General features: G+C 72.6%; 18 protein-coding genes and 1 pseudogene. 4 read left to right on the top strand and 15 right to left on the bottom strand.

The genetic code is table 11. The features are described 5' to 3' along the window. Nucleotides 1–17: 17 nt before the first annotated feature. Nucleotides 18–1,655, bottom strand: a complete 1,638-nt coding sequence (locus ACFO0C_RS09795) for a CocE/NonD family hydrolase (protein ID WP_378066258.1) — start codon at nucleotides 1,653–1,655, stop codon at nucleotides 18–20. Beyond that, complete coding sequence (locus ACFO0C_RS09790) at nucleotides 1,655–2,107, bottom strand: DUF3237 domain-containing protein (RefSeq protein WP_378066257.1); 453 nt, start codon at nucleotides 2,105–2,107, stop codon at nucleotides 1,655–1,657. The genes ACFO0C_RS09795 and ACFO0C_RS09790 overlap by 1 nt, the downstream gene beginning before the upstream one ends. 78 nt (nucleotides 2,108–2,185) lie before the next feature. Between ACFO0C_RS09790 and ACFO0C_RS09785 the strand changes: the two genes are divergently transcribed. Continuing rightward, nucleotides 2,186–2,773 (top strand): TetR/AcrR family transcriptional regulator, encoded by a 588-nt coding sequence (locus tag ACFO0C_RS09785; protein WP_378066256.1) that lies wholly within the window; start codon nucleotides 2,186–2,188, stop codon nucleotides 2,771–2,773. Here the strand turns inward: ACFO0C_RS09785 and ACFO0C_RS09780 are convergent. The 5 genes from ACFO0C_RS09780 to ACFO0C_RS09760 are packed head-to-tail and all read right to left on the bottom strand — an operon-like array spanning nucleotide 2,760 to nucleotide 7,771. Continuing rightward, nucleotides 2,760–3,473 carry an ABC transporter ATP-binding protein gene (locus tag ACFO0C_RS09780; protein WP_378066255.1) on the bottom strand — a complete coding sequence of 238 codons (714 nt, stop codon included), beginning with the start codon at nucleotides 3,471–3,473 and terminating at the stop codon, nucleotides 2,760–2,762. The two genes, ACFO0C_RS09785 and ACFO0C_RS09780, sit on opposite strands and share 14 nt — an antisense overlap. Further along, a complete protein-coding gene (locus tag ACFO0C_RS09775; RefSeq protein WP_378066254.1) occupies nucleotides 3,473–4,405 on the bottom strand; it encodes an ABC transporter ATP-binding protein in 933 nt (310 codons plus the stop codon). Before ACFO0C_RS09775 ends, ACFO0C_RS09780 begins: the two co-directional genes overlap by 1 nt. After that, complete coding sequence (locus ACFO0C_RS09770; protein WP_378066253.1) at nucleotides 4,402–5,199, bottom strand: ABC transporter permease; 798 nt, start codon at nucleotides 5,197–5,199, stop codon at nucleotides 4,402–4,404. Before ACFO0C_RS09770 ends, ACFO0C_RS09775 begins: the two co-directional genes overlap by 4 nt. Then, nucleotides 5,196–6,140, bottom strand: a complete 945-nt coding sequence (locus tag ACFO0C_RS09765; protein ID WP_378066252.1) for an ABC transporter permease — start codon at nucleotides 6,138–6,140, stop codon at nucleotides 5,196–5,198. The genes ACFO0C_RS09770 and ACFO0C_RS09765 overlap by 4 nt, the downstream gene beginning before the upstream one ends. Then, nucleotides 6,137–7,771: an ABC transporter substrate-binding protein gene (locus ACFO0C_RS09760; RefSeq protein WP_378066251.1), complete on the bottom strand. Its 1,635-nt coding sequence runs from the start codon at nucleotides 7,769–7,771 to the stop codon at nucleotides 6,137–6,139. Before ACFO0C_RS09760 ends, ACFO0C_RS09765 begins: the two co-directional genes overlap by 4 nt. A 173-nt stretch (nucleotides 7,772–7,944) precedes the next feature. Between ACFO0C_RS09760 and ACFO0C_RS09755 the strand changes: the two genes are divergently transcribed. Continuing rightward, the gene (locus ACFO0C_RS09755; protein ID WP_378066250.1) at nucleotides 7,945–10,218 is read left to right on the top strand and encodes a putative bifunctional diguanylate cyclase/phosphodiesterase; all 2,274 of its coding nucleotides are present in this window, start codon (nucleotides 7,945–7,947) and stop codon (nucleotides 10,216–10,218) included. On the opposite strand, the gene ACFO0C_RS09750 is transcribed toward ACFO0C_RS09755, so the two are convergent. The 6 genes from ACFO0C_RS09750 to ACFO0C_RS09725 all read right to left on the bottom strand — a co-directional run bounded on the left by ACFO0C_RS09750 (nucleotide 10,208) and on the right by ACFO0C_RS09725 (nucleotide 16,936). After that, on the bottom strand, nucleotides 10,208–10,684 hold the full coding sequence (locus ACFO0C_RS09750; protein WP_378066249.1) for a hypothetical protein: 477 nt from the start codon (nucleotides 10,682–10,684) through the stop codon (nucleotides 10,208–10,210). The two genes, ACFO0C_RS09755 and ACFO0C_RS09750, sit on opposite strands and share 11 nt — an antisense overlap. A 55-nt stretch (nucleotides 10,685–10,739) precedes the next feature. Then, entirely contained in the window at nucleotides 10,740–11,765 is a 1,026-nt protein-coding gene (locus tag ACFO0C_RS09745) for an aldo/keto reductase (RefSeq protein WP_378066248.1), read from the bottom strand. Between the two features lie 34 nt (nucleotides 11,766–11,799). Then, complete coding sequence (locus ACFO0C_RS09740; RefSeq protein ID WP_378066247.1) at nucleotides 11,800–12,585, bottom strand: DedA family protein; 786 nt, start codon at nucleotides 12,583–12,585, stop codon at nucleotides 11,800–11,802. A 151-nt stretch (nucleotides 12,586–12,736) separates the two neighbouring features. Next, nucleotides 12,737–13,903, bottom strand: a complete 1,167-nt coding sequence (locus ACFO0C_RS09735; protein ID WP_378066246.1) for an MFS transporter — start codon at nucleotides 13,901–13,903, stop codon at nucleotides 12,737–12,739. 156 nt (nucleotides 13,904–14,059) lie between these two features. Next, nucleotides 14,060–15,682 carry a TM0106 family RecB-like putative nuclease gene (locus ACFO0C_RS09730; protein WP_378066245.1) on the bottom strand — a complete coding sequence of 541 codons (1,623 nt, stop codon included), beginning with the start codon at nucleotides 15,680–15,682 and terminating at the stop codon, nucleotides 14,060–14,062. A gap of 27 nt (nucleotides 15,683–15,709) precedes the next feature. Further along, nucleotides 15,710–16,936 carry a DMT family transporter gene (locus tag ACFO0C_RS09725; protein WP_378066244.1) on the bottom strand — a complete coding sequence of 409 codons (1,227 nt, stop codon included), beginning with the start codon at nucleotides 16,934–16,936 and terminating at the stop codon, nucleotides 15,710–15,712. Here ACFO0C_RS09725 and ACFO0C_RS09720 point away from each other — a divergent pair. Both ACFO0C_RS09720 and ACFO0C_RS09715 read left to right on the top strand, forming a co-directional pair. Then, the gene (locus tag ACFO0C_RS09720) at nucleotides 16,935–18,581 is read left to right on the top strand and encodes an aminotransferase-like domain-containing protein (protein ID WP_378066243.1); all 1,647 of its coding nucleotides are present in this window, start codon (nucleotides 16,935–16,937) and stop codon (nucleotides 18,579–18,581) included. The two genes, ACFO0C_RS09725 and ACFO0C_RS09720, sit on opposite strands and share 2 nt — an antisense overlap. A 211-nt stretch (nucleotides 18,582–18,792) precedes the next feature. Beyond that, nucleotides 18,793–19,449 (top strand): hypothetical protein, encoded by a 657-nt coding sequence (locus ACFO0C_RS09715; RefSeq protein ID WP_378066242.1) that lies wholly within the window; start codon nucleotides 18,793–18,795, stop codon nucleotides 19,447–19,449. A gap of 96 nt (nucleotides 19,450–19,545) precedes the next feature. Here ACFO0C_RS09715 and ACFO0C_RS09710 read toward each other — a convergent pair whose 3' ends face one another. Together ACFO0C_RS09710 and ACFO0C_RS09705 are read right to left on the bottom strand one after the other, a co-directional pair. Then, nucleotides 19,546–20,940: a protein adenylyltransferase SelO gene (locus tag ACFO0C_RS09710; protein WP_378066241.1), complete on the bottom strand. Its 1,395-nt coding sequence runs from the start codon at nucleotides 20,938–20,940 to the stop codon at nucleotides 19,546–19,548. A 10-nt stretch (nucleotides 20,941–20,950) separates the two neighbouring features. Beyond that, nucleotides 20,951–21,241, bottom strand: a pseudogene (locus ACFO0C_RS09705) (hypothetical protein); the annotation flags it as partial.

Below are 21,241 nucleotides of genomic sequence, written 5' to 3'. Positions count from 1 at the left end.
ATCCACGTCGGCCGGCATCACAGGACGGTGCAGGTCAGACGAGTGCGGGCGAGGTACACGCACTGCCGGTTGGGGATGGTCTTCGCGGCGGTCCAGCGGTGCTCGCCGGTGCCGGGAGCGGGCACGAACTCGGGCGCGTCCGAACTGGCCAGCATCAGCCGCAGCGCATGGCCGGCCGGCAACCGATAGCCGGTATGACCGAGATCGATCGTTACGGCGAAGGCGTCGCCGGGGTTCAGGATGGTCTGCTGGCCACGGGCGATCAGCCGGGCGGTGCCGTCGGGAGCGACATCGGCGAGCCGGACGAAGAGGTCCATCTCCGGCCCGTCGGAGCCGATCACGGCGTCGAGACGGATCGGCCCGGCCAGGTCGAGCGGCACGGTCACCGGGGCCGCGGTGAAGACGAGCACGTCGGGCCGGTCGGCGAGATGCCGCTCGTCCGGGAATTCGCGCAGGAAGCCGAAGGGGTCGGCGACCGGAGAAGGCACCGGATCGGCCGCGTCGTGAACCCACACCGCGACGTCCCCGGCCGGGCCGGCAACCCCGGCGGCGGAGACCGGAGCGAGGGTGGCGGCCGACGGATCGGTCGCGGTGGGCTGCCACTCCATCTCGTACGCCGCACCCGGCGGCCACACAGCCGAGGAGCGGAACGACGGATCCCCGGTGTTGGCCAGCTGCCACCGCACCCGGGGGATCACGGTGTCGAACCCGCGCAGGAACACGTCGAAGAACTCGACAGCCGGGTCGAGGTACCGCGCCGCCATCGTCTCCACCGACATCGCCTCACCGGGGGCGAAGTGGCTGGTGTTCTCGTGGTCGATGGCCTCCAGCAGCAGGTATTCGTTGCGGGCCCAGGCCGGCCGCCGCTGCAGCTCCCGGTGGTCGGACCACTGCCAGGGCGCGCAGTTGTCCCACCACCCGATGGTCATGAGCACCGGCACGGCGGGCGCGTCGAACGGGCTCCCGGCCGGGAAACGCCGCAGGCTGACCGGGTGCGGGAACCACAGATCGTACGACGCGGACCGGCTGCCGACGGCGGTGAAGAACTCCTCGACCTGGGCCGCGAGGGGCCGCCGGGTCCAGTCGATCGCCCAGTCGAGGATGTCCCGGTCGTGGAACATCGACAGCGGGTAGAACCGGTGCACCGACATCTCGACGTCGTGGGTGCGCTGCCCGGGGATCGGGACCGGGAGTTCGCCGAGCCGGGTGCCGGTGACCCGGGGGACCATCGCCTTGAGGGCCGGGTGCCCGGTCGACGCGGCCGCCCACTGGGTGTAGCCGTAGTAGGAGTCGCCCCACATGCCGACGATCCCGTCCGACCACTGCTGGTTGACCACCCAGTCGAGGGTGTCGTACCCGTCGTAGGCCTCGTTGACGAACAGCAGCGTCTCACCCTCGGACCGGAACTTGCCGCGCACGTCCTGCACGACCATCCGGTAGCCGCGGGCGGTGAAGTACGCGGCGATCCTCGGCATGAACGTGTACTCACCGCACTTGTCGTACGGCAGCCGGGTGAGGACGGTCGGCCCGGGGGTGACGTCGCCGGGTGGCAGGTAGACGTCGGTGGCGAGGTGCACGCCGTCCCGCATCCGCACCATGTACTGGGTGGCTTCGGGGGAGAGCGGCCCCGGCCCGGTCCGCTGCACGGAGATCATCAGAGCACCTCGAAGAAGCGGATGCAGACCTGCCCGTTCTCGCCTCGGGCCAGGCCGACGAAGACGGATTCGGCCAGCCAGCGGTGGGCCGGTGCGCCGGTGCGGAACACCGGGCTGGTCCGGTAGTAGTACTCGGTCTCGGGCAGGTCCTCCCCCGCCTCGACCCGCGCGTCGATCTCCGGCGTGGCCCGCCAGAACCCGCGGTTGCGGATGTCGATGACCGACCCGTCGTCGGCCTGGAGCAGGTAGTGGGCGTCGAGTTCGGTGACCCCGTCGTGGGTGGTGGACCGGTCACCGCCGCCGGCCAGTACCGTCCCGGACAGGCGGGGGCCGTGGACCGTACCGCCGGTGATCGGGGTGAAGTCGAGCCCGCGGCCGATGTGCACGGTCTCGGCGACGTCGACGCGCGCCTCGAAGGCGAAGACCAGGCGGGGGTCGGGCAGCTCGGACATCAACATCCTCGTTTCTTTTCCATAATGACAATCAATTAGGCTGTACGGCGGGCACACTGACCCGGGAGGGGAGGCGACGTGGGACGTCCCAGCATGGCCACCGAGCGGACCGAGCAGATCATGCAGGCGACGGCTCGCTGCCTGCAGAAACACGGCCTGGCCGGCACCACCCTGGAGCGGGTCTCGGAGGAGTCCGGGCTGAGCCGCAGCCACGTCCGGCACTACGTCGGCAACCGTGACGACCTGCTGCGCGCGTTCGCGAACTGGCTCTACACCGGTTACGAGGCCGAGTTCACCGGCAGGATCGCCGCCGCGCCCGACCGGGAGAAGCTGCCGATCGCCATGGACTACCTGTTCAGCAGTGGGTTCCTGCCGATCGGCGACGACGACACGGTGATCCGCGAGCTGATCACGGCCGGGATCACCGACGACAGCATCCGCGCCACCCTGCAGGAGCGCTACCTGCAGGCGGTGCAGGCGGTGGAGCAGGCGCTCACCGCGGAGTACCCGGCGGCCTCGCCGGGGGCGCGACGGTCGGTGGCGTACGGGCTGTGGTGTCTCGCCCTGGGCAACTCGACGATGGCCGAGCTGCAGCTGCCGGTGGCCTCCGGCGGCCTGATCCGGACCGCGGCCGAGCAGCTGCTGGAACGACTCAGTCACGACTGACCACCCGCCGCGGGACCCAGCCGGGCCGGGGCACCGAGTCGACGAGCCGGCGGGTGTAATCGTGCTCCGGCTCGTGCAGCACCTTCTCCACCGGCCCGGACTCGACGACCCGCCCGCGCGACATGACCACGACGTCCTCGCAGACGTGCCGCACCACCGACAGGTCATGGGTGATGAACAGGTAGGCCACCCCCGTGGCGGCCCGGGCGTCCACCAGCAGGTTGAGGATCTGGGCCTGGATCGACACGTCGAGCGCGGCGACCGCCTCGTCGAGGACCAGCAGCCGCGGCTCGGCGGCCAGCGCGCGGGCGATCGCGACCCGCTGCCGCTGCCCGCCGGACAGGTGCCGGGGCAGCGCGTCGCCGAGCCGCTGGTCGAGACCGACCAGGTCGAGCAGCTCACCGATCCGGGACCGGTCCTTGCGATGGTGGGCCAGGACCTCGGCGAGACAGGCGCGGACCGTCTGGCGACGATCGAGGCTCTGGTACGGGTCCTGGAACACCATCTGGACCGTGCCGTGCAGGGTGACCGTCCCCGACGTGGCCTTCTCCAGCCCGGTGACGATCCGCGCGCAGGTGGTCTTGCCGGAGCCGGACTCGCCGACCACGGCCAGCGACCCGCCGGCGCCGACGCTGAAGCTGACCCCGTCGAGAGCGGTCCCACCGCGGTAGTCCTTGCGCAGGTCACGCACGTCGAGCATCACAGCGCCCCCAGCAGGTGACAGGCCGCCGACCCGGTGAAGACGGGTCGCTCGTCGCGGCAGCGGGGCTCGGCGTGCGGGCAGCGGTCGGCGAAGACGCAGCCGGCCGGGGCGGTGTACGCGGACTGCGGGACGCCGGGCACGGTCCGCAGGCGCTCGCCGGGTGGCACCGCACCGGGCCGGGCATCGAGCAGCGCCCGGGTGTACGGGTGCCGCGCGCCGGAGTGCAGCCGGGCGGCGGGCAGGATCTCGACGATCTCGCCGGCGTACATGACGGCGATCCGGTCGCAGACGGCCGCGGCCAGTTCCAGGTCGTGGGTGATGAACATGAGGGCGGCCCCGCGGAGCCGGCGCTGCTCGTTGAGGATCGCCACCACCTCCTCCTGCGTGGTCACGTCGAGGGCGGTGGTCGGCTCGTCGGCCAGGATCAGGCGCGGTTCGGTCAGCAGCGCGGCGGCGATCACCACTCGCTGGAGCAGGCCGCCGCTCAGCTCGTACGGCCGCTGCCGGAGGCGTCGTGCCGCATCGCCGACGCCGACCTCGGACAGTGCGGCGGCAGCCCGTCGCGTCGCCTCCGCCCGGCTGACACCCTGGTCGCGCAGCACCTCGGTGAGGAAGTCGCCGACCGTGCGCACCGGGTTGACGACGGCGCGCGGATCCTGGAAGACCATGGCGACGTCCCGGGAGCGCATCCGGCGCAGCGCCGCCGCGTCCAGAGCGTGGACGTCGGCGCCGTCGAAGCGGACCGTTCCGCCGACCGTGGCGCCGGTGGGCAGCAGGCGCACCACCGACTTGACGGTCATCGACTTGCCGGAGCCGGACTCGCCGACGAGCCCAACGGCCTCACCGGCGCGGACGTCGAGAGTCACCTGTCTGAGGACCGGCCGGCCGGACACGGCGACGGTTACCCGGTCGAGTTGGAGCAGGGTCATCGGGCATCGCCTCCGAAACGCGTGGCCAGCCGTTCCGCTACGGCGGTGAAGGCGACCACGGTGACCACCACCGCGACGGCGGCGGCGACGGACTGCTGCGGGAAGCCCGCGAGGACGGACGGCTGACCGTTCGCGATCATCAGGCCCCAGTCGGCGGCCGGCGGCTGGAGTCCCAGGCCGAGGAAGGAGATCGACGCCAGGTCGATCATCGCGTACCCGAAGCCGATCGCGGCCTGGACCATCAGCAGCGGCGCCAGGTTGGGCACCAGGTGGCGCAGGCAGATGTGCCAGGCGCCGAAACCCTGCACACGTAGCGCCTCGATGTAGGGCAGGTTGCGTTCGCGCAGCGCCGCGGCCCGCATCACCCGGGCCATGACCGGCACGAACGCCAGCGACAGCGCCACCACGGGGGTGACGAAACCGCTGCCGAACAGGGCCGCCACGGTGATCGCCAGGACCAGGCCGGGGAAGGCGAACAGCACGTCCAGCGCCCGGGAGATCAGGGCGTCGAACCAGCCGCCGCACCAGGCCGCGACGATCGCGACGGTGGCACCGGCCGTGCCGGCGGCGAGGACCACGATCAACGGCCCGGCCAGGCTGGTCCGCGAGCCGTGGATGAGACGGGACAGCAGGTCACGGCCGAGGTCGTCGGTGCCGAGCGGGTGCGCTGCGGAGAACGGCGCGTAGGCGTTGAGCGGGTCCAGCGCGTTGGGGTCGTAGGGCGCTATCAGCGGGGCGAGCAGTGCGAGGAGCACCACGAGCACACAGATCGCCGGTGCCAGCCACCTCTTCACGCGGCGCCTTCTCTCGCCAGGCCCGGGTCGAGGGCCGCGTTCAGCAGGTCGACCAGCATGTTCACCACCACGAAGACCGTCACCAGCAGCAGTGACAGCGCCTGCACGACGATCAGGTCCTGGCGGGCGGCGCTCTGCACCAGCAGCGAGCCCAGTCCGGCGACGCCGAACGCCTGCTCGGCCACCGCGGTCGCGGCGAACAGGCCGGCCACCGTGACGCCGGAGACCGCGACGATCGGCGGGGCCGCGTTGCGCAGCACGTGGCGGCGCAGCACGGTCCGGCGCGGCAGCCCGCGTACCCGGGCGGCGGCGACGTGGTCGGAGGCGAGTTCGGCGCGGACCTCGGTGCGGGTGATCCGGCTGACGTAGGCCAGATATCCGCCGGTCAGGGCCAGTGCCGGCAGTGTCAGGTGGTGGAGCCGATCGATGAAGCCGGTGCCCGACCCGTAGACCGGGAACCATGACAGCGTGGTCGCGAACAGCCAGATCAGCAGGATCGCGGCGACGAACGCGGGCGCCGCCATCAGCACCGTCGTGGTCACCGTGAGCGCCTGGTCGACCCGCTTGCCACCGACGGCCGCGAGGACCCCGAAGGCCACCCCCAAGGTCAGGATCAGCACCGAGGCGTACGCCACCAGCAGCACCGTGGTGCCGAGGCGAGCCCCGATCAGTGCCGTGACCGGCTCCTTCAGCACCATCGAGGTGCCCGGGTCACCGCTGAGCAGCCCGGACAGCCAATGCCGGTACTGCGCGAGGAACGGCTCGTCGAGGTGGTAGCGCTCGCGGATCTCGGCCAGGGCCGCCGGGCTGGCCTGGTTGCCCCCGGCCAGCAGGCTGGCCGGGTCCCCGGGCGCCAGGTACAGCGCGCCGAAGATGACCAGGCTGGCCACCGTCACGGTCGCCACCACCCCGGCGAGTTTGCGCAGGACGAACCCGGTCACGGGGCGCCGACCAGTGCGGCCCACGCGGAGCTGATGTAGGAGAAGGAGGCCGGAGCACCGGTGATGCGCTTGTTGAGGAACAGGCGGTTGTGCGATCCGGCCAGGGTGATCTGGAGTTTCGCCGGGCCGAAGACGGCCTGCGCGGCGACGAACCTCTCCGCCGACTGCGCCGGGTCGGTCTCGGAGACGGCGCCGGCGATGTCCCGGGTGACGCCCGCGTCCTCGTAGTTCGTCCAGTTGAACGGCGCGCCCGGGAGGACGAAACCGGGGGCGTAGTAGAGGGCGCCCGGTACCTCCAGGTAGCCGGTGGTCGCGATGAAGTCGATGCCCTTGCGCAGCCCCGGGTCGTAGAAGAGCCCCGCGAACTCGGCCGGCTGCAGCTGCTTCACGGTCATCGTCAGGCCGATCTGCTGGGCGGCGGCCTGGGCGATGGTGGCGGTCTGCAGCAGCGACTGGTCGCCGGCCGGGGTCGCGATCACCAGGTCGGTGCGGCTCGGGGCGGCCTCGGTGACCAGCTTCTGCGCGGTCGCCAGGTCGGCCTTCGAGGTGTCGGGGAGGGCGGCGTACCCCGCGTCGTAGACCGCCTTGGCCGGGCTGCCCTGCCAGGACAGCGGCGGGGTGAAGGTCTTGAGCGGCTCGCCGGCGCCCTTGAGCACGCTGGTCACGAAGGCGGACTTGTCGATCGCCAGGTCGAGGGCCTGCCGGATCCTCGGGTCGGCGGCCGGGCCGTCGGCGGCGACCGCGCCGAGGCTGAACGTCTCGGTGCTCGGGCCGAAATACAGCTCGCCGGTCTCCGAACGCTGCAGCGCGGCGATGCTGCCGACCGGGGCGCCGTAGACACCGTCGACCTCGCCGGCGAGCAGGGCGCTGGTCAGGGTGCTGCTGTCGGTCAGGAACACGAAGTCGAACGTCTTCGCCTTCGCCGTACGGGTGGCGTCCCAGTAGGTGTCGTTGCGCTCCAGGGTGATCTTCTGGCCGTTCTGCCAGCCGGCGAGCCTGAACGGGCCGGTGCACATCAGGCCGCCGGTGGCCGTACCGAAGGAGGGTCCGGCCTTTGACGTGAAGGCCTTCTGCATGATCGCGCCGGGGACACCGGCCAGGTCCGGGACGAACTGCATGTCGGGGGTCTTGAACCGGACGGTGACCTCGAGGTCGCCGGTGGCGTCGATCGAGGCGACGTTGGCGTAGACGTGCGCCGCGTAGGAGGCGAGGGCCGGGTCCATGTTGCGGCTGAGGCTGTAGGCGACGTCGTCGGCGGTGAGCGGGCTGCCGTCCCAGAAGGTGACGCCGTCGCGCAGGGTGATCACCACGGTGACCGGGTCCTTCTGGACGACGGCGCTGGCCAGGCCCGGGCTGGTGGAGTAGTCGGTCTCCAGGCGCAGCAGGCTCTCGCAGAGGTTGGTGCCGACGGTGTTCGCCGAGTAGTCGCCGGTGCGGGCCGGGTCGAGCGACGCCGGCTCGCCGGCGGGCAGTGCCCAGGTCACCTTGTCCACGTCGCCGGTCGCGGCCGGGGTGGTCTCGACGAGGTCGATCGCCGCGGCGGTGGCGGGACCGGCGCCCCGGCCGCCCGTGCAGGCGGTCAGGGTGAGGCCGAGCAGTAGCGCCGTCGCCGTTGTGGATATGAGCTTCACGGTTCCCCCTGAGCGGGCGGTGTGGTGTCCGCCTCAGGTTTCCGCGCCGAACCGTAGATTGTCAATCCTGGAAATCAACTATTAATTGCGCATGTGAACGGGGTATCGTGCTGACGAAGAACCCTGGTTACCCTCGTGTCGGCCCCCTGGCGGCCGATGGGGGCAGCATGCGTATGAGCGCGGTCCTCCGCCATCTGTGGTGGATCTACCTGGTGCTCGCCTCCACGGCTGCGACGGCCTACGTGCTGACCCCGTTCAACGCCGCCTCACGATGGGTGTACGTGCTGGTCAACTGCACGGCGCCGATCGCCACCTGGATCGGGCTGCAGCGCAACGCCCCGCAGCGCCGGGGCGGCTGGCAGGTCATCGTGCTCGGGCTGGCGCTCTCCGGCGCCGGTGACGTCATCTTCGCCGTCTACTCGCTGGACGGCACGAACCCGCCGTTCCCGTCGGTCGCCGACGCCCTCTACCTCGTCGCCCACCTGGCCATCGCGGCCGGCGCGGCGATGCTGGCCGCCCGCTCCGGCCGGACCGCCTTCCTCGACTCGGCCGTCATCCTCGCCCCGTTCACCAGCATCGCCTGGCTGCTCGTGGTGAACCCGCTGGTCACCGAGGGCGGCACCACGCTCGCCCGGTTCGTCGCCGTCTCCGCACCGTTCAGCACCCTGGTCGTGCTCTACTGCGCGCTCGCCCTGGCGCTCGGCGTCGAACTGCGCGCCCCCGGGGTCCGCTGGCTGGCCGGCGGCCTGATCGCCTGGTTCGTCTCCGACGCCCTCTACACCCATCAGGTGCTGACCGGCACGTACGTCGAGGGCAAGCTGATCGACCTGGGCTGGATGGCCATGCCGATCCTGATCGCCACGGCCGGCCTGCACCCGTCGATGGTCTACACCAAGCCCCGCCGCTCGACCGTCAGCACCCTCACCGTGACCCGGGCACTCACCCTCTTCGGCGCCGCCCTCGTGCTGCCCAGCCTGCACCTGTTCTGGGAACCCGGCTCCGACACGCCGCTGGTCGTCGGCACCTGGATGTCGGTCGCCCTGGTCGCCCTGCGCCTGCTCGCCCCGATCCACGACCTGGCCCGCCGGGTCGGCCACGACGCGCTGACCGGCCTGGCCAACCGGGCCCTGCTGATGGACCGGATGGCTCTCGCCCTGGCCTCGCTGCCACCGGACGGCTCGGCCCGGGTCGGCCTGCTCTTCTGCGACCTCGACCACTTCAAGAACGTCAACGACAGCCTCGGCCACGACGCCGGCGACCAGCTGCTCGTGGCCATCGCCGACCGGCTGCGCGGCGCGGTCCGGCCCACCGACGTGCCCTGCCGGCTCGGCGGCGACGAGTTCGTCATCCTGATGCCGTCGGTCGGCGAGGAGGAGGCCGCGGCCGTCGCCGACCGGGTCGCCGCCGCCCTGGGCCGGCCGATGCACCTCGCCGACGGCAGTGAGTTCTTCGCGTCGCTCTCCATCGGGCTGCGCACCACCGACGAGCTCAACGCCGACCCGGAGACCCTGCTCCAGGACGCCGACACCGCGATGTACCAGGCCAAGGCCGCCGGGCGGGGCCGGATGGTCCGGTTCGACGTGCAGAGCCGCACCGACGCCACCCGGCGTCTGCGGCGCGACGCCGACTTCCGCCGCGCGCTCACCCACCCGGGCGAGCTGTTCTGCGTCTACCAGCCGGTCTTCCGGGTCGACGACGGCAGCCTCAGCTCGGTGGAGGCGCTGGCCCGCTGGGAACACCCGACCGAGGGCATCCTGCTACCGGCTGTGTTCGTCGGTGTCGCCGAGGCCACCGGCACCGTCGGCCAGCTGTTCGCGGTGGTCCTCGAGGAGTCCCTGCACGAGCAGCGGGCCTGGTACAACCGGACCGGCCGCTGGGTGCCGATCGCGGTCAACCTGTCCCCGCGCCAGCTCGAGGCGGGCACCGCCGACGTGGTGCTGGCCGCCCTCGATCGCACCGGCACCCCGCCGGCCGCGCTCACCCTGGAGCTCACCGAGATGGGCCTGGCCCTGCCGGAGACCGTCGAGGCGGCCCTCGGCCCGCTGCGCCGCGCCGGCGTGCAGATCGCCGTCGACGACTTCGGCACCGGTTACTCGTCGATGGCCCGGGTCGCCGACCACGGCTGGGACACCGTCAAGATCGACCACACGTTCGTGAACGGCATCGCCCGCGACCCGGCCCGCCGCGCTCTGGCCGACGCCATGATCGGGATGGCGCACGCGCTCGGCATGGCCTCCCTTGCCGAGGGCGTCGACGACAGTGCCGACCTGGCCGTGCTCGCCGAGCTCGGCTGCGAGTACGCGCAGGGCTATCTGCTGGCCCACCCGGTCGACGCCACCGGCATCATGGAGATGCTGACCGCACCGGCAACCGCCGGCACCGCCGACGCCGCCGGGCCCGCCGGCCCCGCCGGGCCCGCCGGGCCCGTCGACACTGTCAGTGCCTGAAGCCTCCGACGATCGCGGACAGCTCCGACGCCAGCCGGGTCAGCTCGTCCGCCGCCTGCTGCGTCGTGCGGGCAGCCGCGGCCGTCGTGGCCTGCCCGGCCTGGATCGTCCCGAGAGCGCCGAGCGCGTCGCTCACCTCGTCGAACGCCGGGTCGAAGAACTCCCTCCCGGCCCGGGCCGCCTGTTCGGTACGCAACTGACGGCTCGGCGGCAGCACGTGCTCGTCGACCGCGATCACGTGCCGCAGGATCGACGCGCGGACCTCGTTGGCGATGCCGTCGACCGCCGCCAGCCGCACCGAGGGGATCATGTTCCGCTCGTAGATGCCGCCGCCGGCATCGTCGACCTCGCCCAGCTTGACGATGCCGACCCCGACGGCCACGGCCGCGGCGAACGCAGCCACCAACACCGTGCACAGCACCTTGACCAGCACCGGCAGATCCGCCCAGCCGTTTCTCCGGGCCATCGGACACCTCCTGGTGTCCAGCTAATACCGATTTCTTTGGCTCAATCTACGGATTTCAGGCTCCAGCCTCGTCGAGCCGGGCGAGTTGCCCCGCGTCGAGCTTGATGCCGAGGGCCGGCACCAGATTCTCGAACTGCTCCGGGGTACGGGGCCCGATCAACGGCAGCACCGGAGGTTCCTGCTGGTGCAGCAGCCACGCCAGAACCAGCTGGTTCGGCGTCACCCCGAGTTCGGCGGCCAGCCCGGTGACCGCGTCCAGGCGGGCGTCGGCGTCCGGTCCGGCGTACGACTGCATCATCCAGTGCTCGGCCCGCCGCGCCGGATCGTCGTAGATCCCCTTCACGATCGGCGAATAGGCGACCAGCGTCAGATCGCGGTGCTCGGTCAGGTAGTCCATCTGCTCGTCGTCGACGATCGACGCGTTCTCCAGGCCGGCCCGCCGCCGCAGATACGAATGCTGCTGCTGAACCGCCACCGGAGCCGGCCAGCCGTGCCGGTCGCACAGCTGCCGGATCCGCTCCAGCCGCCAGGTCCGCACGTTGGACCAGCCAAGATGACGCACCTTGCCGGCCGCGACCAGCCCGGCCAGCGCCTCCAGGGTCTCCTCCAGCGGGGTGGCCCGGTCGTCGACGTGCACGTAGTAGAGGTCCACGTGGTCCACGCCGAGCCGCCGCAGGCTGCCGTCCAGCGCGTGCCGCAGCGTGTCCGCGCCGGCACCGGCGAACGTCCGCCGGGCCAGCTCCCAGTCCGGGGTGCCGTCGGCCGCCCACAGGTCCGGCGAGTACTCCGGCAACGCCGTGCCCTTCGTCGCCAGGAAGATCTCGTCGCGGTTGCCGCGGTCGCGCATCCAGCGGCCCAGCAACTCCTCGCTCTCCCCGCCCCGGCTGCCCGGCCGCGACCACCACTCGTAGCAGTCCGCGGTGTCGACGAAGGCGCCGCCCAGCTCCCGGTAGCGGTCCAGGATCCGCACCGCCTCCGGCTCCGCGGTGGCGCTGCCCATCTGCATCGCACCGAGCGCCAGGGCGCTGACCTGCTCGCCGGTCCGTCCCAGTTCGATGGTTCCGATACGCGTTGTGCTCATGCCGACGACGCTAGGACCTGGAGCGCGCTCCAGGTCAAACCCGGCCCCCGGCTTCCACGGCCGCCGCGCTGCCCGCAACCGCCGCGCCGCCTGCCCCCGCCGCGCCGCCTGCCTTCGCCGCGCCGCCTGCCTTCGCCGCGCCGCCTGCCTTCGCCGCGCCGCCTGCCTTCGCCGCGCCGCCTGCCTTCGCCGCGCCGCCTGCCTTCGCCGCGCCGCTGCCGGCGCTGCCTCTGGTGAGCTCGAGCAACCGCTGCGCCAGCACGGCGGCACCGCTCAACAGGGCCGCGCCCAGCCAGCCCGCACACAGGCCGGCCAGCGGACGACCGGCGAACGCGACACCGCCCAGATAGCCGAGCAGCACCGCCTGGCCGGTCCACAGCAGACCGCCGAGGAGCGTGAACGTGATGAAACGTCGGATCGGGAACCCGACCATGCCCGCGGTGTAGGCGGTCGCCGACCGTACCCCCGGGAGATGGCGGCCGAAGACCAGCAGAAGCGGACCGTGCCGCCGCATCACCGCGACCACCCATTCGTGCAGTGCGGCGCCGCGGCGACCTCGCCGCAGGCGGCGGGTCACCGCGGGCCCACTGCGACCCCCGAGGTGGTACGCGAGAAGGTCGCCCCCGAGCACTCCAGCGGTGGCGGCCGCCAGCACCGCGAGCACCGTCACCGGCCCCCGCCCGTGCTCCGCGATCGCCACACCACTGGCCACGACGGCGGTCTCACCAGGCATGAACGGCAGCAGCGCATCGAGCACCACCAGCGTGAACACGGCCACCAGCACCCAGCCGCCCAGACCAGGCAGATCGACGTACGCCATCGGCACCTCCCCCGCCCGCCGACGGTCGCACCCCCGGACGGCGCCGGAATGACATCCACGAATACGCCACACGTCACCCCCGTGATCGGCTGGTCGGGGCTGTCGGTGGTGGACGGCGGCGGTGCGGGACAGGGACGCGGCGGTCAGAGGGCTATCGGTGGTGGACGGGGGCGAGGCGGGACAGGGACGCGGCGGTCAGGGCGAGCACCGCGACCGCCCCGGCCACCGGCGCGAACAGGAAGGCGTACCGGATGCTCTCGGCGACGAGAGGCCCGGTGACGGCCGCACCCGCCGCGCTGCCCACAGTGAACGCGGTGATGATCCAGGCGAAGGCCTCGACCGCCGTCCCGGGCGGCGTCAGCCGGTCGACGGTGAGGAAGACGGCGGTGAGCAGCGGCGGCAACGACAGTCCGCTGATCGCGAGCAGCACCGCCATCGGCACCGGCCCGGGGACCAGCAGCAACGGCAGGTATCCGGCGGCGAACGCGGCCGCGGTGAGCGGCAGCCGCCCCGGCCCGCCGGGCTTGACGCGGGTGTAGAGAAGCCCACCGGCCAGCGCCCCGGCGGCCTGAGCGGCGAGAAGCCACCCGCTGAGCGACCGGTTCCCGGCGGCCTCGGCGTAACCGGTGACGACGACGGGCAGGCTGCCGACGGCTGCACCGGCGCAGATCACCCCGGCGACGATCACCACGAACCGGCGGACCCGCAGCGGCCCGGCCCAGTGCCGTTCGCCGGCCTCACCCCGCCAGGTCCGCACGACCGGGGTGAACGCGAACCCGGCGACCCCGGCGAGCTGGAGCGCCGCCATGACGAGCAGCCCGGCGGACGGCCCGGCGACCCCGATGGCGGCGAGGGTGACCAGCGGCCCGGTCACGTAGATGACCTCCTGCACGGCGAGGTCCAGCGAATACGCGGCGGCCACGCTGTCGGCCGGGACGAGGGCCGGCCAGAGGGCGCGCAGGCACGCCTCCAGCGGTGGCGTCCCGAACCCGGCGACGACCGCCCCGGCGATCATGACAGGGATGCGGTGGCCGCTGGCGGCGACGGCCGCGAACCCGGCCGCCGACAGCAGCGCCGACCCCCACAGCACCGGCGGCTGACGCCAGCGGTCGACGACCCGGGCGAGCACCGGCGCGCTGACCGCCATGCCGGCGGTGTACGCGGCGACGACCAGCCCGGCCAGGGTGAGGCCGTGGACCTCGCGGGCGTGGAGGAGCAGGGCGAGCGGGGCGGCGGCCATCGGCAGGCGCCCGGTCTGGCTGAAGACGAGGAGGCCGCGCACGTGTTTCGCGCGCAGCACGGTGCTGAGTGACGGCATGACGGATCGCTCCGGGGGTTGCGGGACCGACGGACGGCGGTGGGGACGGCGCCGCGGGTCAGGGAGCGAAGTCGGACCGGTCGTGGTCGTTGCCGTAGAGCGGCAGGTCAGGCGTCACCCACACCGCGAAGGCGGCGGCGATGGCCTGGACCGGGTTCATTCCCGAACCCTAAGCCATTCGCGGACTGCGCGGGTCGCCCGTACGTCGTCCTCGTTGTAGTCGAGCAGCCGCCGGGCGGCGACCGGATCGCCCTCCCGGGCCGCCGCATGCCATTGCTGTGACTGCAGCCCGCCGGGGTCCGGATCGCGCCAGGCGAACCCGGGACCGTGCCGGGCGATCGCCTTGAGGCCGTGCCCGGCACGGGAGTCGACGGCGGCGCGCACCAGCGGCAGCATGTCGATCCACCGGTCCGGGTGGGCGGGGCCGTCCGGCAGAGGCGGGAACCGGCGGGCGTGCCGCGGCTCCGGCGACGCGTAGTGGAAGACGAGCAGGCTGCGCCCGCGGGCGGCGGCGTCGGCCGCGACCGAGGCGAGGTGGTCCAGGCAGGCGCGCGCCAGACGTTCCTCGTCGGTCACCGCAAGATCGACAAAGGTGGTGTACGAGGAGACGCCGCCCTCGCTGACCAGAAGCCCCCACAGGTAGACGACGTCGTCGCTGCCCCACTCGATGTCGATGTCGACCTCGACGTCGGCGGACGGCACGTCGTGGCCCTCCCGCCGGCGGATCACCCGGCCGTCCCGGGCCAGCTGGGCAGCGGTCACCGCCCGGCGCAGCCGGAACGCGCGGGTGCGCAGGTGACCGACCTCGCCACCGTAGAGCCCGGCGAGCAGCACGGCAGGATCGGCGCCGGCCAGATCGGTGACGGTGCGTACCCCGGCGGCCCGGAGAGCGAGGTATTCGCGGACACCCAGCGCACCCCGCAACTCGGCACTGAGGTCCCCGGCGGGCAGCGTGTCCACACAGGCCGGCGCCCAGCGGCAGCCCGCACACTCGTCCTGGCCGACCGGTTCGACGAGCGGCGCGGGATCGCCGGGTTCGCCGCGCCGCTGGCGGGCCACCCCGGCGACCCTCCGGCGGAACCCGTGCTCGTGGTCGTACCGTTCCAGGGCGCTGCGCGTGGCCACCCCGGAAGTGCGGGAGAAGGTGCGGAAGGCGGGGGCGCTCAGGTCGTACCAGATCAGAATCGGACTGCCGGGCCGATCGGTGCCGCAGATCGCACCGCGGGGCCGTTCGGCCGCGTGGCCGCACGCCTCCAGCATCCGCCAGTAGTGGGCGAGCTGGAGCAGGTCCTCCTCGCGGTGCCGGGCACCGCCGTCCGGCAGGGGCACGGCGTCGCGCCAGGCCGGCGCCGCGAGGGTGCTGGCCGGCGCGGCGTCGTGCTTACGGTCCAGGACGTGGTGCGCCTTGATGTCGGCCGGGTGGTACCCGTGGTCGCCGTCCCGCAGCAGGATGTCCGGCTTGCCGGTGCGGCCTCCGTCGAGGTCGTCGGGCAGCCGGCCCCCGACGACGACCGCCGCACCGGCGCGCATCGCACCGATCGTCGCGCCGATGTGGACACGCTTGTCGCCGTCGAGGTCACGCAGGTCGACGTATCCGGGCAGGCGCAGGGCGGCCCACGCGTCCAGGACCTCGGCCTCGAAACCGACGCCGGTGTCGAAGAGCGCCTGCAACTCCGGCGACACCGTCACCTCGGGCCGGGGGATCGTCGGGTCGTAGGCGTTGTGGACGGCCCGCGCACAGGACTTGGCGGCGTAGCCACTGAGCAGAATCGGTCGCAACTCAGCGCTTACTCGAGGCTTGGCCCATCACGGGCGTGACCCTACCGCCACCTCCCCGGCGGCCTGCCCGCGCGTGCCCCGGGCGTCGGGCTCCGGGCCGTGATCTTCGGATTCCGGGGCGCGAGCGTCGGCCTTCGGGCCTTGAGCGTTGATTTCCGGACCTTGAGCATCGGCTTTCAGGCCTTGATCCTCCGGCTTCGGGCCTTGAGCAGCGGGTTTCAGGCCTTGATCCTCCGGCTTCAGGCCTTGATCCTCCGGCTTCAGGCCTTGATCCTCCGGCTTCGGGCCTTGATCCTCCGGCTTCGGGCCTTGATCCTCGGATTTCGGGCCTTGATCCTCGGGTTTCGGGCCGGCGGACGCCCGTGATCGCTGGGTCAGCACCACGAACGCGACCACGACGACCGCCGCGCCGATCGCGGTGACGCCGACCTGCTCACCGAGCAGCAGCGCCGACCACAGCAACGTGAGGACCGGCTGGACGAGCTGGATCTGCCCGACCCGCGCGATGCCGCCGCGCGCGAGCCCCGCATACCAGGCGAAGAACCCCAGGAACATCGAGACGACGGTGAGATAGCCGAACGCCGCCCAGCCCGCCGGGCCGGCGTGCGGCATCCGCGACAGCGCGGAGGCCACCGTCAACGGCACGGTCACCGGCAGAGCCACGATCAGAGCCCAGCAGATGGTACGGGCCCCGCCGAGCTCCCGGGCCAGGACGCCACCCTCGGCGTAGCCCAGCCCGCACAGACCGACCGCCGTGAGCAGATAGAGGTCGGTGACCGCCAGCCCACCCCGCACGGTCCCGCTGACCAGCAGGAACGTCAACACCGCGATCAGTCCGCTCCCGCTGGCGATCCAGAACAGCCGGGGCGGCCGTTCCCCCGCGCGGATCACGGCGAGCACCGCTGTCGTCGCCGGGAGCAGGGCGATCACCACCGCACCGTGGGCCGAGGTCTGGCTGGTCAGGGCCAGCGAGGTGAACAGCGGGAACCCGGCGACCACGCCGACCGCCACGATCGCCAGGCGGCGCCACTGCCCACGGGTGGGCCGGGGCGCTCCGCTGAGCCACAGGTAGGCCGCGGCCAGTGCGGCGGCGCCGACGGCCCGGCCGAACGCGACGAACCAGGGATCGAGCTCCCGCACCGCGAGCCGGGTCATGGGCAGCGACATGCTGAAGGCGAGCACACCGAGCGCTCCGAGCGCGATCGCCCCGACCGTTATCGTCGTGGGCGCAGTAGCGCTACTCTTGTCTCTCATGTTCAACAGTAACGCGGCCGACCGGGTCGTCCAAGAGCTCCGGGGCCTGACGGGCGCCGCGCCGGCCGGGACGCGGCTGCCGTCGGTGCGCGAGCTGACCGTCCGGCATCAGGCGTCCCCCGTCACCGTCGCCGCGGCGATCCGCCAGCTGGTCGCGGAAGGGCTGGTGGAGACCAGGTCCGGTCGCGGGACGTTCGTCGCCACCCGCGCCGCGCCGGCCCCGTCGTCGCCGCCGGACATGTCGTGGCAGACGGTCGCGCTCGGGCCCCGCCGGTACGGCGAGGAGGAGATGCAGGCGTTACTGGCGTTACCGCCTGCCGGTGCCATTCCGCTGACCGGTGGCTACCTCGACGCCGATCTTCAGCCGGCGGCCGCACTCGGTGCGGCCCTGGCACGCGCGGCCCGCCAGCCGGCGGCTTGGCAGAGGGGCCCGGTCGCGGGCCGGGAAGACCTGCGAGCCTGGTTCGCCCGCGAGACCACCCGCCCTTACCCGCCGCCTACCCCGCCGACAGCATCCGGCAGCGGCCTGCCGGCATCGTCCGGCGGCGACCTCCCAGCGACGGCCAGCACCGGCCTCCCCGCGGCGCACAATGGCGGCCTACCGGCGTCGCACGATGGCGGCCTACCGGCGTCGCACGATGGCGGCCTACCGGCGTCGCACGATGGCGGCCTGCCGGCGTCGCACGATGGCGGCCTGCCGGCGTCGCACGATGGCGGCCTGCCGGCGTCGCACGATGGCGGGCTTCGGGCCGAGGACATCGTGATCTGCTCCGGTGGGCAGGCCGCGTTGTCGTCGACACTGCGGGCCCTCACCGAGCCCGGCGACACCCTGCTCGTCGAGTCGCCGACCTACCTCGGGGCGCTGGCCACCGCGCATGCCGCCGGTCTGCGGGTGGTCCCGGTTCCCGCCGACCGTGACGGCGTCCTCCCTGATCAGCTGGCGGCGGCGTTCGCCCGTACCGGCGCCAGGCTCTTCTACTGCCAGCCCCTCCACGCGAACCCGACGGGCGCCACCCTCGCCCCGGCCCGGCGCCCGCCGGTGCTGGCCGCCGTCCGCGACGCCGGGGCGTTCCTCATCGAGGACGACTACGCCCGCGACCTGACGATCGACGGCGCCGCCCCGCCACCGCTGGCCTCCACCGACCCCGACGGCCACGTCATCTACCTGCGCTCACTGACCAAGTCGGCAGCGCCCGGCCTGCGGGTGGCCGCACTGGGTGCCCGCGGCCCGGCCGGCGCCCGCCTCCGCGCCGCCCGCCTGCTGGACGACTTCTACGTGGCGGGCCCGTTGCAGCAGGCGACCATCGAGTTCGTCACGAGCCCCGCCTGGTCCCGTCACCGCCGCCGGCTCCGCACCGAACTCCGCACCCGCCGAGAAGCCCTGCTCACAGCCCTGAACCGCCACCTGCCCGACCTACTCCCACCCACGGTCCCGTCCGGCGGCCTGCACCTGTGGACCCCGCTCCCCCCGGGCACCGACGACGTGGCCGTAGCCGCGGCGGCCGCCACCGCGGGAGTAGTGGTCTTCCCCGGCCGCCCGTGGCACGCCGCCGAACCCCCGGCCCCCTTCCTGCGCCTCACCTACGCCGCCGCGCCCCCATCCGCCATGGCCGAGGCGGTCCGCCGCCTGGCCACCGTCCTCTGACCCCGCCTCGCCCTCTCGGATCGGCCAGGACGACGGCCACAGCCAACCGGACCCCACAACCCGCCACCCACCGCCACCCCGAACCGGCCGGGACGACGGCCGCGACCAGCCGGACCCCACAACTCGGCACCCACCGCCACCCCGAACCGGCCGGGACGACGGCCGCGACCAGCCGGGCGTTTTGTCGTAGGGGTGGGGCAGGATGGCGGGCATGAAGGCTGAGGATGCGCCGTTCCCGGCGTCGTGGTGGGGCACCGGTCTGGCGTCGGTGGGTGTGGAGGCGCGGCCCGACGTGGGGACGTATGGGCGTTACGCGTTCACCGATCTGCCACCGTTGCCGTTCCCGTTGAGCGGTGACTTCGCGTGGCTGCGCGGGCAGCAGCCGCACGAGCGGTGGGCGATCACCTCGGACGGCACGGCGGAGCGTGACCTTCCGCTGCTACGGGCGGCCTGCGAGCCGGGCGGGCCGGTGCTTCCGGAGTCCTTCGTGCGATTCATGGCCGACCCCGAGCTGCACCAGCGCGTCCGGTCGTCGACCGCGTGCTACCTGGATCTGGACGTCGGCCCGGTGCCGTCACCGACGGGCAAGGGCATGCTCGTCCGGTTCCTGGCCGACCAGCAGGGCTGTCTCTTCTGGTATCTGTATGTGACCGCCGACGGCACACAGCACGCCGTGGTCTGCACCGACGATCGCTACGCCTACGACACCGAGCCGCTCACGGGTTCCGGTGTGATCGAGTTCTGTGCGGAGTCGTTCGAGGCGTTCATCTGCCGCTACTGGCTGGAGAACGAGATCTTCTTCGCCGAGGACGACGAGGACGAGATGCCATCGGTGGCCGCGGAGTACATCGAGCGCTACCGCCGCTGAACGGACCGCCTCACCCCGGCGGTCGCGCTGCGGCCGTGAGGCCGCCGGGGCGTCGCGTGGTAGCCACGGTGCCCAGCGTGGCCGTACGAGATAGGTCTATGTCCCACAGAAGGTCTTGTAGTTGCCGAAGTCCGGCGGAGCCGGTTCCGCGAAGCGGTCGAGGCCCGGACGGGCGGTGAAGGGTGAGGTGATCGCGTCGAGGAGCCGGTGGAGGGGTTCGAGGTCACCGTCCGTGCCCGCGGCGAGGGCCTCCTCGACGAGATGGTTGCGGGGGATGTAAAGGGGGTTGACATGGTTCATGGCGTCGATGTCGGGGTCGAGTGCACGCCACCGCTTGACCCAGTCACCGAAGGCGTCGCCGACGTCCGTGCCGTCGGCCAGGCGCCGGAAGAAGGAGGTGAAGTCGGTCCGCTCCGCCTTGAGGAGTGCCAGCAGATCCTCGGACAGCGACGTGAGACCGACCTCGTCGATCTCACTTCCGGTGAGCCCGAGCTTGGCGCGGAAGCCGTCGAGCGTGGCCGCCGCATATTTCCCCCGGAACTCGGAGAGTGCTTCGGTGGCCACCGCGATCGCCCGCTCCTGATCGTCGTCGAAGAGCGGGAGCAGCGCCTCCGCGAGCCGGGCGAGGTTCCACTGGGCGATGTTCGGCTGGTTGCCGTAGGCGTAACGCCCGCCCTCGTCGATGGAGCTGAAGACGGTGGCCGGGTCGAACACCTCCATGAACGCACACGGTCCGTAATCGATGGTCTCGCCGGAGATCGTCATGTTGTCGGTGTTCATGACACCGTGGACGAAGCCGGTGAGCATCCACCGCGCGATGAGCCCCGCCTGGGCCGCGACCACCGCCCGGTAGAGCCCGGCCGCGTCCGCCGCCGACGGGTGATGCCGCGTGATCGCGTGCTCGGTGAGCCGCCTGAGCAGCCCGTCGTCGCCGGTGGCGCGGGCGAACTGGAAACTGCCGACCCGCAGGTGACTGGCGGCGACCCGGACGAGGATCGCCCCGGGCGCGAGGTTCTCCCGGACGATGCTCTTCCCCGTCCCGATGACGGCGAGCGACCGTGTGGTGGGGATCCCGAGGGCGTGCATGGCCTCGCTGATCACATACTCCCGCAGCATCGGCCCGACCGCGGCGAGCCCGTCGCCGCCGCGGGCGAACGGCGTACGCCCGGAGCCCTTGAGATGCAGATCCCGCCCGCCGATCTCGCCGAGCAGCAGCGCGCGCCCGTCGCCGAGCCGCGGCGAATACCCACCGAACTGGTGTCCCGCATAGGCTTGCGCGACCGGTTTGGCCTGGTCGGGAAGCTCGTTCCCGGTGAGGAACCGGAGACCCGCGTCGCTGCGCAGCCACTCCGGGTCGAGCCCGAGCTCGGCGGCGAGCGGTTCGTTGAGCACGAGCAGCCGTGGCTCGGCCACGGGGGCGGACTTCCAGGACACCGCCATCTCGGGCAGTTCGTCGGCGAAACGGGTACCGAGAACAGGCACGTCATTCACCGGATCAAGACTACGTCGCGAGCCCGCGGACCAGTTCGGCGAGCCCCGGCCGCCGCCGCGGTTCGGGATCGAGCGCGGCCGCGAGCACGCCGTCGAGCCGCGCCCACGCCGGCCGCAGCCGTTCCACGGGCAGCGGGTCCGCGCCGGGCGTCTCCCCGGTCACCAGGTGATAGACGACCGCCGCGAGCTGGTAGACATCGATCGCCGCAAGCCGGTGGACGTCGGTGGCCGCGAGCCGGTGGACGTCGGTGGCCGCGAGCCGGTGGACGTCGGTGGCCGCGAGCCGGTGGACGTCGGTGGC

The organism is Actinoplanes subglobosus (assembly GCF_042650585.1).
Taxonomy (GTDB): domain Bacteria; phylum Actinomycetota; class Actinomycetes; order Mycobacteriales; family Micromonosporaceae; genus Actinoplanes; species Actinoplanes subglobosus.
The sequence above is the reverse complement of the archived record's forward strand: the minus strand, read 5'-3'. Positions and strand labels throughout refer to the sequence as shown.